10 protein-coding genes are annotated in these 12,514 nt (G+C 59.0%); 5 read left to right on the top strand and 5 right to left on the bottom strand.

Annotation, left to right across the window (positions count from 1 at the left end; all coding sequences use genetic code 11):
• Positions 1-17: 17 nt before the first annotated feature.
• Entirely contained in the window at positions 18-452 is a 435-nt protein-coding gene (locus J3D60_RS30045; protein WP_027606966.1) for a DoxX family protein, read from the bottom strand.
• Between the two features lie 103 nt (positions 453-555).
• Complete coding sequence (locus J3D60_RS30040) at positions 556-1,977, bottom strand: transglycosylase SLT domain-containing protein (RefSeq protein WP_253493777.1); 1,422 nt, start codon at positions 1,975-1,977, stop codon at positions 556-558.
• A 235-nt stretch (positions 1,978-2,212) separates the two neighbouring features.
• Here J3D60_RS30040 and J3D60_RS30035 point away from each other — a divergent pair, with 235 nt between their 5' ends.
• The 5 genes from J3D60_RS30035 to J3D60_RS30015 all read left to right on the top strand — a co-directional run bounded on the left by J3D60_RS30035 (position 2,213) and on the right by J3D60_RS30015 (position 10,433).
• Positions 2,213-3,019, top strand: a complete 807-nt coding sequence (locus tag J3D60_RS30035) for a TatD family hydrolase (protein WP_065939989.1) — start codon at positions 2,213-2,215, stop codon at positions 3,017-3,019.
• Between the two features lie 96 nt (positions 3,020-3,115).
• Positions 3,116-4,597 carry a methyl-accepting chemotaxis protein gene (locus J3D60_RS30030; protein WP_065939990.1) on the top strand — a complete coding sequence of 494 codons (1,482 nt, stop codon included), beginning with the start codon at positions 3,116-3,118 and terminating at the stop codon, positions 4,595-4,597.
• Between the two features lie 198 nt (positions 4,598-4,795).
• Positions 4,796-9,514 (top strand): RHS repeat-associated core domain-containing protein, encoded by a 4,719-nt coding sequence (locus J3D60_RS30025; RefSeq protein ID WP_253493776.1) that lies wholly within the window; start codon positions 4,796-4,798, stop codon positions 9,512-9,514.
• A complete protein-coding gene (locus J3D60_RS30020; protein ID WP_081744390.1) occupies positions 9,511-9,927 on the top strand; it encodes an Imm50 family immunity protein in 417 nt (138 codons plus the stop codon). Before J3D60_RS30025 ends, J3D60_RS30020 begins: the two co-directional genes overlap by 4 nt.
• Before the next feature lie 143 nt (positions 9,928-10,070).
• Positions 10,071-10,433, top strand: coding sequence for an Mpo1-like protein (locus J3D60_RS30015; RefSeq protein ID WP_027604139.1), 363 nt, complete (start codon positions 10,071-10,073; stop codon positions 10,431-10,433).
• A gap of 3 nt (positions 10,434-10,436) precedes the next feature.
• On the opposite strand, the gene J3D60_RS30010 is transcribed toward J3D60_RS30015, so the two are convergent.
• The 3 genes from J3D60_RS30010 to J3D60_RS30000 form a co-directional block, all read right to left on the bottom strand.
• Complete coding sequence (locus tag J3D60_RS30010) at positions 10,437-11,234, bottom strand: acyl-CoA thioesterase II (RefSeq protein ID WP_253493775.1); 798 nt, start codon at positions 11,232-11,234, stop codon at positions 10,437-10,439.
• A 90-nt stretch (positions 11,235-11,324) separates the two neighbouring features.
• Entirely contained in the window at positions 11,325-12,086 is a 762-nt protein-coding gene (locus tag J3D60_RS30005) for a CHAD domain-containing protein (protein ID WP_065928093.1), read from the bottom strand.
• Positions 12,087-12,130: 44 nt separating this feature from the next.
• Positions 12,131-12,409 (bottom strand): hypothetical protein, encoded by a 279-nt coding sequence (locus J3D60_RS30000; protein WP_003172685.1) that lies wholly within the window; start codon positions 12,407-12,409, stop codon positions 12,131-12,133.
• Positions 12,410-12,514: the final 105 nt, after the last annotated feature.

Genomic DNA, 12,514 nt, shown 5'->3' with positions numbered 1-12,514 from the left:
AGAGTTTGGTGCCGCTGTCAGTTGGCGATGGCGCGGTCGGCAGACAGTTTGCCAGCACCTTCCAGCAGCACCGCCAGGGAGCCGCCCAGCAGGGCCAGTGCGAACTCATAACCGTTGTTGGCCATGAACAAGCCGTTATGGATATGCACCGAGAAGATCGCCACCAGCGACAGAATGGTCAGGCCCAATGCCGCCGGGCGTACCAGCAAACCGATGATCAGTGCCAGGCCGGCAAAGAACTCGGTTCCGCCCGACAGCAGCGCCATCAGGGTGCCCGGCGCCAGGCCAATGCTTTCCATCCACTGGGCGGTGCCCGCCAAGCCATAGCCGCCAAACCAACCGAAGAGTTTTTGCGAACCATGGGCGGCAAAGATGATGCCGACGACGATGCGCAGGATGGTCAGGCCGTAGCCGGCACGAGTGGACAGTACGCTTTTGATCATTGGGCTCATGGGGTGAATCCTTTTCAAAGTAGAGGTGGGTTGGCCGCTATACTAATCAGTTTAAGCAATGATAAAAGCCGAAAAAATGCCTGATTAACATCGAAAAAATAGATTATTTCCGTGAGGCGATTTTCGGTGCCGGCGGTTCCAGGGACTCTCGCTCCCGATCGAACGCCAAGTAGTACTTGTTGACGCTATTAACATAGCTGACGCCCCCCATCCCCACCTGCTCCATGGCGATGCGCTCCACCTGGAAGAACCATTGATTGGGGTTCAGTCCCCGACGCCTGGCCTCGGTGCGCATGCCCTGCACCCGCTCCGGCCCCATGTTGTACGCAGCCAATACGAAGGCCATGCGCTCGCGCTCGTTGAGCTTGGGGCTGGCGAAGAATTTGCGACGGATCAACGCCAGGTAACGCGCGCCGGCCTGCACATTGCTGTCGAGACTTTCGATGTTGTTGACGCCCACCCGCTGCGCCGCCGAAGGGGTGATCTGCATCAGGCCGGTAGGGCCGCCGCTGTTGCGCGCACCCGGGTCGAAAGCCGACTCCTTGAACGCCAGCGCAGCGAGGTTCAGCCAGTCCATGCCTTGCTCACGGGCGTGCTTTTGCAATACCGGGCGCAGTTTTTCCAGGCGCTGGCGGTCGACGCGGGCCAGCGGGTTGCGCACCTGGTAGAGGCGCCGATAGATGCGTTGGAATGCCACATCCTGGTCGGACGGCGTGCGATAGGTCTTGAGAAATCGGTCAATACTGGCCCGCAGCATCGAGGCGTCCTGGCGCACAAACCAGTACTCGTCGCCCGGTTCGCTGATTGCCACTTGCTTGTCGAAGCGCAACTTGGGCAGGATCTTCGACCAGCGTTCGGCAATCGGCTTCTCGACGATAGTCAGGTGAAAAATACCCGCCTGGACCATCTCCAGCACATCCTCAACAGCGAGGGTCGGGTCTACCCATTCCACCTTGACCGGCGGCTGTTTGTGCAAGGCCAGTTTCTGGTTGACCTGGCTGATGGCATCCGCCGCCGCACTGCCCGTGGTCAGCGCCAGGGTACGTCCGGACAGTTGTTCCAGCTTGGTAAACCGCCGCTCACCCTTCACCCCCACCAGCCATAACGGCACACCGCTGGCGATCGGATCACTGGTGCTGATCTTGTGTGCGGCCTTCACATCCAGCAATTCACCGGGGGCCACCAGGTCGCCTTCGCCACGGGCCAATGCGCCGAGCAGTTGGTCCTTGGCCTTGGGAATGATCTTGAGGTTGATTTCCTGGCCATCCCGGGCGTGGCCATTGAGGTATTGCTCGAACGCACGCAGGCGATGGTATTCGACACCAATGGCCTGGCCCTGGACTTCGCCGGAACTGTTACGGCTCTGGTTGACCAGTACACGCAGGGTGCGACTCGAGCGAATCTCCGCCAGATCGCGCACCTTGCCGGGCTTGGTCACTTCCAGTGGCCCGTCCAGACGTGCGAGCGCCGCTGCGGGCAGCAGCAGCGTCAGGCACAACATAAGCAACGCCGAGGGTCGGATCATCCGCTCTCCGGAAAGAATACTGGCCAACACCCTCGCGAAAAACGAGGTATTGGGGTCAGAAACAGAGCGCTTTAAGCGCTGGCAAGACGCGCAACGGTGGCACAGTGCAAGGCGTGCAGCCAGTCACGATGTCACTTGCGACGTTCAAAGACAGCTATAACTCGTTGTAGTTCTTAGTTTTTCTTATAAATCTACAGCTCTGATATGCTTTCCGGCCGCAGGCGGAGATAGCACCATGCAACTCATTGATATCGGCGTCAACCTGACCAACCCCAGTTTCGACGAGAAGCACCAGGCCGTTCTCGACCGCGCCTATGCCGCCGGGGTGCAACAATTGGTGCTCACCGGCACCAGCGTCGACGGCAGCGAACAAGCCTTGGAGCTGTGCGTCAACCTCGATGACAGCGGCCAGCGCCTGTTCAGCACGGCCGGCATCCACCCGCACTCCGCCAGCGATTGGAACGGCGATAGCGCCAGGCGCCTGCGCGGTTTACTCAGCGAAAGCCGCGTACGTGCTGTGGGCGAATGCGGCCTGGATTTCAATCGGGATTTCTCTCCGCGCCCGCAACAGGAAAAAGTCCTCGAAGAGCACTTGGCGCTGGCGGTTGAGCTCAAACTGCCGGTGTTTCTCCACGAGCGCGACGCCAACCAGCGCCTGCTGGAGATCCTCAAGGACTACCGCGACCACCTGAGCGCAGCCGTGGTGCATTGCTTCACCGGCGAACAACCGGCGCTGTTCAGCTACCTTGATCTCGATTTGCACATCGGCATTACAGGCTGGATCTGTGATGAACGCCGTGGGACGCACCTGCATCCGTTGGTCAGGGAAATTCCCCGTGGTCGTCTGATGCTGGAAAGCGATGCGCCCTACCTGCTGCCGCGCACCCTGCGTCCAAAGCCGAAAAACGGCCGTAACGAACCCGCCTACCTACCGGAAGTGCTGCGCGAAGTCGCCCTGCACCGCAACGAAACGGCCGAGGACCTGGCTCAGCACAGCACCGCCTGTGCCCGCACGTTTTTTGGGCTGCCTGCCGTGGATTGATGCGGTGCATTGACCCATGTCAAAACCGCTTTTCTGAGTAGCGGCACAATAATGGCACCTTGCCAATGCTGTTTCCGCTATCAGAGAAAACCTTCCATGGGTGCCTGGCTTAGCAATATCTCGCTGAAATACAAATTCTGGGCCGTCAACGCGGTCGCCTTTATCACTACCCTGCTCCTGGTGCTGTATGCCGTGCATCTCGAACAGCAATCGCGCAGCCATGCGTCCCAGGCCTCGGCACAGGCCCAGGCGCAATTGCTCGGTGCCTGGCCGGCCGACAAGGCCCTGCCCAAGAGCGAGCACTGGCTGACGTTTGCCCGCGGCCAAGTCCCACAGCTGGCCGATCAGGATCTGTCAGCCCTGAGCAGCAATACGGGTTGGGTCGAACTCAACCCCATGCCGCTGTTCGGCGAAAACACGCTGATGGGCGCCGAAGTGATCGCCCGCCCTGATGGGCAATACATCGCCGTGCTCGCCCGCGCCCCCAGCCTGAGCCAGGTATTCAGTGAACGCTTCGCCAACTATGCCGTGGCGGTGCTGATCCTGATGCTGGCGATGCTCTGCGCCTCGCAATTGCTGATCCGCTTCCTGCTCAGCCAACTCAACACCCTAAAGGACGTGATGCTGCACGTGGAGAAAACCGGCGACCTGTCGGCCCGCGTGCCATTGGCCTGCAAGGATGAAGTCGGCCAGATGGCCAGCGCCTTCAATGCCATGCAAGCCGGTTATCAGCGCGTGGTCAGCACCGTGGCGCGCACCGCCAAGCTTCTGGACGAGGGTGCCGCTCGATTGGCCAGCAGCATGAACGAGGTACAACACGGCATGCTTGGCCAGCAAAGCGAGACCGACCAGGCCGCCACCGCCATCAACGAAATGACCGCCACCGTCTACCACATCGCCCAACATGCCGGCGCCACCCGCGACTTGTCCCAGTCCGCCGATACCCTCGCTGGCAGCGGTCAGGACGTGGTCACCCGCGTACAGCATTCAATCGCCGGCCTGTCTTCCGGCGTGCAACAGACCGCCGAAATGATCCAGAAACTGGCCGAAGACAGCCAGAAAATCAACAGCGTGGTCAGTGTGATCCACAGCATCGCCGAACAGACCAATCTGCTCGCCCTCAACGCCGCCATCGAAGCTGCTCGCGCCGGGGAAATGGGCCGTGGGTTTGCCGTGGTCGCCGACGAAGTGCGCAACCTGGCCAAGCGCGTGCAAAGCTCCACCGACGAAATCACCCGCATGGTCTCGGCGCTGCAGGCCGGCACCCGCGACGCGGTGGACTTCATGCAGGAAAGCTCGTTCAAGGCCGACGACTGCGTACAACAAGCCCTGGAAGCCGGCACAGCACTCGCCGAAATCACCAGCGCCGTGGCGCAAATGCGTGAAAGCAACACCCAGATCGCCGTCGCCGCCGAACAGCAAAGCCACGTGGCCGAAGAGATGAACCGCGCAGTGGTGAGCATTCGTGATGTGACCGAGAACACCGTGCAACAGACGGTGGATTCGGCGACCACCAGCAATGAGCTGGCAACGTTGGCTGGTGAGTTGAGCAAGGCGATTGGGCAACTGAAGCTGTAGGGCTTCTCCACCTGTAATCCGACTCCTACGATCGACTCTGCGTTTACCCGAAGTTTTGGCGACCCCTCCTAGCCGTCCTGGCGAATAGCGCCGACTTCTTTACCTGACGAAGCCCTCCAAAGTCTCTCGCCTGATCATTCAGTGCGAGGGACCGCCGATGCACCTACCCGTTAATGCCCTGGTCGTCGGGGCTGCCTCTTGATTCCCGTGATTGCCAGCTTTGTTCTGGCCCCCATGGATGCCAAGGCACCGGACGTTGAGCGCGTCTTTCGTGACTTTCGCGGTTGCCTGAATACCTTTGATGAGTGGGCGGGGAGCTTCTGGAGCGCTTCGGCGCTGGAGGTTGAGCAGGTCTTCAAGGTCGGCGATGAGGTAGCGCTGGTCGCGCCGATCAATCGCTCAATCATCCCCAGCAGCACCGTCGCCACATGCCCGGCCAACGGCACCCTGACCCTGGTGCATATATTTGAAAGCACGCGCTTCGTGCCCATCGGCAACACGCCGGTGATGCTGCAGCGCGTCGATCCCAATGGCGGCCCGTTGGGCGAGCCGATCCACAAGACCATCGGCCCCAGCGGCATCCTCGAAATCACCGAGTGTGATCGCAACCAGCCGTACCAAATCACCTTCTATCCCAACGTTTCCAAGGATCACGTCCAGGCGCTGTATGGGTCTTATCAGTCGGTGATCGCGGGGTTGGAAGGTCGCCTCCGGGACGAATGGACCAAGACCTTCCAGCCCCAATGGGACGACTTCGCCAACGCCACGCCGCCCGAACGTAGCGCGATGCAAGGTTTGGCGTTTTCAAGCGGGATGGCCAAGGCGCTCTACAACCTGTGGGACAGCGTTACGCAGCTGTATGACTTGTTGGCGGACCTCAAGGCCAACAGCCAGAAGTTGTTGGCCTACATCTCCCAGACTGAACTCGATGAACTGCTGAGGCTGGGCAACGACGCCATCGCAAAGGGGCTGTTGGTGCTCAGCGATGAGCCGCTGCTGTTTATCTACCTGTCGGCCCTGGTCAGTTGGCTACACCTGCTGCCGCCGCCCGAGCTGTATGAAGTGCTGGGCGAGATCACCGGTGAGGTGCTGATCAATCTGTTTTTGATCTGGGCGACCCGTGGCATGGGCGTGCAGATTCGCCTGGGCGCTCAGGTGCTGGGACATATCAAATCCGGACGAGCGCGCAAGTGGCTGGAGAGGCTGGCTGATCAGTTGGTGGGGCCGACGTTGGACGCGCACGTCGAGGCGGTGAAGCCTTTGCTGCTCGGTGGCCCGGCGACAGCGATCAAGACCGTACCGGCTGTGCCGTTGAAGGCGGGGGAGCATGTGGTTTCGAACCCCGTGCCGGCGGTTCGCAGGAAGACTCGGCAGACGGTGTTGGTCAGGCAGGAGCCTGTCGATGATGTGCCGGTTTCAGGGAAGAACCCGAACGGGGATGCGGCGGCGGCTTCGGATAAGACCGTCACCAACGGCTGCCCCGTGTCGATGGTTACCGGGGAGGAATTGCTCACCCTCACCGACGGCACGTTGGATGGGATCCTGCCATTCGAGTGGACCCGGCTGTATCGCACCAGTGCGGTGGAAGTGGATGCCGGGCTGGGGTTTGGCTGGAGTCATTCGCTGGCGCATCGGCTGGTGGTGTCGGGCGATTCGGTGGTGTGGACGGACCATGAGAACCGCTCGATTGAGTTTCCACTGCCGACGGTTGCTCGACCTGCCATCACCAATAGCCTGGCCGAAGCAGCGATCTATTTAGGGTCTTCGCCGGATGAACTGGTGCTGGCCCAGGCATCACGGTTCTATCACTTTCGCGACGGTGTGTTGGTCTCGATCAGCGATGCGTATGACAACCGGCTGCGGATTTCCCGGGATTATTTGGGGCGCATCGAGCGGCTGGATAACGGTGTCGGGCGTTCGCTGTTCCTGCGCTATGCGTTCGGCCACATCGTGGCGGTGGACTATCAGGTCCAGCGCGCCAAGGGGCATGAACCCTTCGAGTGGGTGACCGAGCAGACCGTTGTTTCCTACGCCTATGACGACCTGGGACGGTTGGTTTCGGCGACCAATGCGGTAGGCGAAAGCGAGGTTTATCGCTACGACGAGCAGCACGTGATTCTTGAGCGTGGGCTGGCCGGTGGGGCGAGTTTCTTTTGGGCGTGGGAACGGGCTGGCAAGGCCGCGCGATGTGTCCGGCATTGGGCCAGTTTTTCGCAGATGGATACGCGGTATGTGTGGGGGGACGACGGCAGTGTCACTCTGCATAACGCCGATGGTAGCCAGGAAGTGTACGTCCATGACGACCGGGCGCGGCTGGTGCAGCGGATTGATTCGGACGGTGCTTCGCATTTCAAATCCTATGACGACAAGGGTCGCCTGACGGTTGAGCAGGATCCGCTGGGGGCGGTGACGGCGTATCAGTACGACGAAGCCGGACGCTTGGTGGCGTTATTTCCCGGGGATGATGAACCGACGTCCTACGAGCACGACAATGGCTTCGTACGGGTTATGCGCCGTGGTGAGGCGGTCTGGAAGTACGAGCGTAACGATCAGGGCGATGTCATCCGTAAGACCAATCCCGATGGTCATGTTACGGATTACAGTTACGACAAATATGGGCAACTGGTTGGGGTTTGGTACCCGGATCACAGTTGCCAGCGGCTGGTGTGGAATGAGCGCGGACAGTTGCTTGAAGAGCAACTGCCGAATGGCGGGATCAAGCGTTATCGCTATGACGATCTTGGCCGGCAGGTGGCGCGCGAGGATGAGCATGGCGCGCTGACCCAGTATCAGTGGGACAGCGTGGGTCGGTTGGTTCGCGTCGTATTACCAGGCGGTGCATGTCGGGAATACAGCTACAACCCCTACGGAAAAATCACCGCCGAACGCGATGAGCTGGGGCATGTCACCCGCTACGAATACGCCAACGGCCTGCACCTGATCAGCCGCCGTATCAACGCCGACGGTAGTCAGGTCAAGTACCGCTACGACAACGTGCGGTTACTGCTGACCGAGATCGAAAACGAGGTCGGCGAGACCTACCGACTTGATTACCACCCCAATGGCCTGATCCAGCAGGAAACCGGCTTTGACGGGCAGCGCACCGCCTACGTCTACGACCTCAACGGCAACCTGCAGGAAAAGACCGAATACGGTGACGACGGCAGTCAGCTCGTTACTCGCTACGAGCGCGATCACGCCGGACGCCTCGTACGAAAAACCCTGCCCGACGGCAGCCTTGTTGAATATGCCTACGACCGCCAGGGCAACCTCCTCAGCGTCGACGACGGCCACTGGGCGCTGGCCTACGAATACGACCGCCAAAACCGCCTCACCGCCGAACACCAGGGCTGGGGCACCTTGCGCTACGGCTACGACGCCTGCGGCCAGCTTCAACACCTGCGCCTGCCCGATAACAACCGGCTGGTTTTTAATCATGCGAAAGGCGGCCACCTCGCCACCGTCGAATTAAATGGCACGCTACTGACGTCTCACCTATTCAAAGCCGGCCAGGAACATCAGCGCCAACAAGGCCAACTCCTCAGCCACTACCACTACGACGACCAACACCGCCTGCACGCCCACGCAATCACCCAGCAACAAGACCTCCTCTACCAACGCCAATACGACTACGACAAAACCGGCAACCTCACCCACCTGCTCGACACGCGCAAAGGCGAACACCACTACCACTACGACCCCTTAGGCCGCCTCACCCGCGCAGACCACTCCCAAGACCTGCAGGAACGCTTCGGCCACACCCCGGCCGGCAACCTGCTGATGCAAGATCGCCCCGGCCCCGACATCGTTGCCGGCAACCGCCTGATGATCCAGGGCGACCGCCACTATGACTACGACGCCTTCGGCAACCTCATCCGCGAGCGGCGTGGTAAAGGCCATCAACTCGTCACCGAATACCGCTACGACTGCCAGCATCGGCTGATAGGCCTCACCCAACCCAACGGCCAAACCGCGAGCTATCGCTACGACCCGTTTGGGCGGCGCATCAGCAAAACCGTGGACGGCCTAACGACGGAGTTTTTCTGGCAAGGCGACAGGCTGATTGCCGAGCACCATGCGGACTGCCATCGCAGCTATCTCTATGAACCGGGCAGCTTTCGTCCGCTGGTTCTGTTGGAAGGCTTCGGCCCAAAAGATACCAAGCCCTACCACTACCAACTCGACCACCTCGGCACGCCGCAGGAACTGACAGACCCAGAGGGCGAAATCGTCTGGTCCGCCCACTACCGCGCCTACGGCCAGATCAGCCGTCTCGACAAAGGCACAATCGACAACCCGCTACGTTTTCAGGGCCAGTACTTCGATCAGGAAAGCGGACTGCACTACAACCGCCATCGCTACTACAATCCAGATATTGGGTGTTACCTGACGCCGGATCCGGTGAAGTTGGCGGGTGGGATCAACGCGTACCAGTACGTGCCTAACCCTACGGGTTGGGTAGATCCACTCGGACTGAATGCCCGTTGCACCGGCGTAGTAAAGAAAAATCCAACCTGCGCAATACCTGTTGAACCTCACGCACCTTATGTATCTCGTAAAGGAGCATTCCGCGAAGCAAAAAGAGACGCCAATATACCGACATCGCAACAACCCGATGTATTTATCGACGCGGGTTCTGGCGCAAAAAAACAATACAACACTGTGAAAATGTCAGATATAAATGAAAAAACAATTTTAGATAATTCTGGAAAACCGATTAAGACGAGGGTCTACCAATATACGAGAGCCGATGGTTCCAAAATACTAATACAAGACCATTCAGCAGGGCATAATTTCGGTGCTCAAAACGGAGCAGGCGATCAAGGCTCTCACTTCAACCTACGCCCAATTGATACACCGCGAACCGGCAAAGTCCCGGAAACAAAAGACCACTACCCATTTAAGGATAAAAAATGAAGCATTGGAATGATCTTGAAGGAACGATATTTTTTAATAAATTGTTCAGTCGTCCAATTGAAATTCGCGAGATTTATATACACTCTCTGACGATAGAAAACGACCAACCTTCTCTCAGCATTGGTTTTGACATACCAGACTTTCCAGATTTTTTACCTCCAAAATGGGAGAACAAAGGATACAACACATGCAGGATTGGACTAACCTGTAACGCAATAAGTAACCTGCAGATAACCAATCTTCCTCGTCGGGAAATTTTCATTGCAAAAATAACGCGAGAAAACGAGCACTTTATTTTCAACGCAAAATCAGAAAATGCCTCTATTGAATTTAAATCAAAGTGGCTGTCTATGGCTGGGCCGTCAGTTTATATAAATTGTCCTGAACCAGGAGATCATAGCTGGCCAGCATAAGTTTTGTAGAATAGATGGGAGAAAGGATTAGATGATTTACATAACAGAAACTATGAGTGCTATAGCCAACCCCAATTCGCCCACCCGCCCACCCCCACCTAAACTCTCCCCATGTTATTTCAACGGACAGAGGGTTCACCATCATGGGCAAACGTCATCCCAATCTCCCCGCCTGGCAATGGCGTAACTACCCGCAAAACCATCAGCACCCGACCAACCTGGCGTTGCACCTGATTGCCGTGCCGCTGTTTATCATCGGGTTTCTGTTGATTGTGTCCGGAGTGTTCAGCCTGAGCCTGGCCAGTTTCGCCATTGGCGTAGTCGGCATCCTCGCAGGCCTGGCGTTGCAGCGTCATGGCCATAGCCTGGAAGCCGAAGCCGGTGAGCCGTTCAGTGATCGTAAAGACGCAGTACAGCGCCTGGTGGTCGAGCAGTTCCTGACGTTCCCGCGCTTTGTGTTGAGCGGTGGCTGGTGGCGTGCCTGGCGGCTGCGCCACCGCCACTGACGATCAGGCGAAGACGACCACGGTCTGGCGGCTGAGGGCGATCAACGCGCCCGTTGGACTCCACAGCGCGGCGGCGGCGTGGCCATAGCCGTCGCGCGCATGCTCGATGCTGACGTGATACTGGCACCAGTCCAGGGTCGTCAGGTCCTGCAAGGGCTGGATGAATTCGATGGTCCAGGTCAGGGTGCTGCCCGGAGCGGGCTTTTTCAGGTGCGGCAGTAACGCCGGTGGCCAGGCGTCGACCAGGGCGAGGATATGCGCTTCGGTCAGCGGTTCTTCCTTCACATCCCCGCGCAAACGAACCCAACCGCCCATCTCGCGGGATTTATTCCCGGTAAACGGCAAACCGCCAACGCTCCAGCGCATCGCCAGGTGGCGCATGAACTCAGGCGTGACGCCCTTGATATAGGGCAGTTCCTGGCACTCATCCCAGTGCTTGAACGTCGGCGGCGGCTCGCTGGCCACATCGATTTCCGACTCGCGGGATGCGCCAAAACTTGCCTGTACCAGGGTCGCGACCTCACCGTTCTGCACAACACGGCCGAGCAACTGGCTGACCGCCTTGCCTTCACGCAACACTTCGACTTGATAGCTGGCGGGTATATCGGGCGCGACCGGGCCAACGAAGGTGATCGCAAGCGAGCGCAATGGGCGGTCCGTCGGCACCTCGGCGCGCAAGGCTTCGTATTGCAACGCAGCAACCAGGCCACCGAACGTGGCGCGGCCCTGGGCCCATTCAGCGGGAATGGTGACATCCTGCGGGTTGCTTCGGGCGGCGTCGAGCAAATCACTAAAGCGCATGGCGACCTCACATCAAAAGAAACAGATGGGCGATCTTAACCAGCGCGCGGGCAAGGTACAGCGCTCATTCCGGCCAAAAGCCGGACCGCTTTAGAAACAATCCGCGCTGAGTTTGTCCAGCACGCGATCCGCCTGCCCTTCGGCCTTGGCCATGGTGCGATGCCAAATCGCAACACAGGGCTGCAGATCAGCTTGATGTTCGGCCTGGGCCAACCATTGCCAGCAGTCATGCCAATCACCCAGTGCCGCTTGGGCTTTCTTCAGGCGTGGCAGGGCATTGGCGGGCAACTTATCCAGCTGGGGGTAAGCCTCGGCGGCATAGCGCACACGCTTGATCAACAAGCGCAAACGGTGGCGATCATGGTCTGGATCTTTCAGCGCTTGATCGAGTTTCTGCCATTGCCTGGCCAGGCGCTTCTCGATGCGCGGTCGCAAACCCTTGAGCAATTTCTGATGCTCCGAGGCGCGGATAAAGCGCGGGAATGCATCAAGGATCAGCAGCAGATGGGCAACTTCCGGGCCTTGTGCCACCTGGCGATAGGCGTCGGGTTGCAGGCGCAGGCGTCGATCAGCGGCCTCGTGATAACCATGCTGATGCAAATACGCCGCCAGCACCTCTCGGTCGCGCAGCGGCGTCGTTAACTGGCCGACCGTACCGGCGGCCAATTCAAGCTGTTCCACACCCGGCAGCCCGCGCAAAGGACGCAACAGGCTGCGCAGGCGGCGCACGGTGGTGCGCAGATCATGCAGGGCTTCATCATCGGTGACGGCAGCGAGGCGAGCCTGGCAGCTCAGTAACCCTACTTCCAGGCCAATGACCTGAGCGACTAACTGATCGACCAAAGCTGACATCCCGCCCTCACTCTCAGATGAAAAATCCCACTCTGCGCTGCACGTTAACGCCCGGCGCGCGACTCACGAATATAGAACCGAGCTTTTTCGGCCTTGTTGGAGCAGCCTTCAAACGCCTCGAATTGCTGCTGGGTCTTGGCGCCAGTCAACAACGACAAGGCCTTGGAGTAGCTGACGGTGCCGGCAAAACCTTCAGCCTTGGCCAGGTCGAGCTCTTTCCAAGCGGCATCCAATTGCGAGCCACAGCTGTCGCGGTATGCGGTTTTCCCGGCACAACCCGCCAGGGCCAACATGATCACAGGCACACACATCCAGGCTTTCATCGATGACACCTCAAAATAAAGAAAAACAGTCGTACGCCTGTAGACGTTGCCTACAAGAAAAAGTGCCTTGTCCTTAGCCTGAAATCGGTAGTACCTATTGCCAGA

Source organism: Pseudomonas sp. S3E17, assembly GCF_024168685.1.
GTDB lineage: Bacteria > Pseudomonadota > Gammaproteobacteria > Pseudomonadales > Pseudomonadaceae > Aquipseudomonas > Aquipseudomonas marginalis.
The sequence above is the reverse complement of the archived record's forward strand: the minus strand, read 5'-3'. Positions and strand labels throughout refer to the sequence as shown.

Coding starts and splice junctions, on each gene's coding strand:
- J3D60_RS30045 (WP_027606966.1), bottom strand. CDS start 452: ATGAGCCCAATGATCAAAAGCGTACTGTCCACTCGTGCCGGCTACGGC.
- J3D60_RS30040 (WP_253493777.1), bottom strand. CDS start 1,977: ATGATCCGACCCTCGGCGTTGCTTATGTTGTGCCTGACGCTGCTGCTG.
- J3D60_RS30035 (WP_065939989.1), top strand. CDS start 2,213: ATGCAACTCATTGATATCGGCGTCAACCTGACCAACCCCAGTTTCGAC.
- J3D60_RS30030 (WP_065939990.1), top strand. CDS start 3,116: ATGGGTGCCTGGCTTAGCAATATCTCGCTGAAATACAAATTCTGGGCC.
- J3D60_RS30020 (WP_081744390.1), top strand. CDS start 9,511: ATGAAGCATTGGAATGATCTTGAAGGAACGATATTTTTTAATAAATTG.
- J3D60_RS30015 (WP_027604139.1), top strand. CDS start 10,071: ATGGGCAAACGTCATCCCAATCTCCCCGCCTGGCAATGGCGTAACTAC.
- J3D60_RS30010 (WP_253493775.1), bottom strand. CDS start 11,234: ATGCGCTTTAGTGATTTGCTCGACGCCGCCCGAAGCAACCCGCAGGAT.
- J3D60_RS30005 (WP_065928093.1), bottom strand. CDS start 12,086: ATGTCAGCTTTGGTCGATCAGTTAGTCGCTCAGGTCATTGGCCTGGAA.
- J3D60_RS30000 (WP_003172685.1), bottom strand. CDS start 12,409: ATGAAAGCCTGGATGTGTGTGCCTGTGATCATGTTGGCCCTGGCGGGT.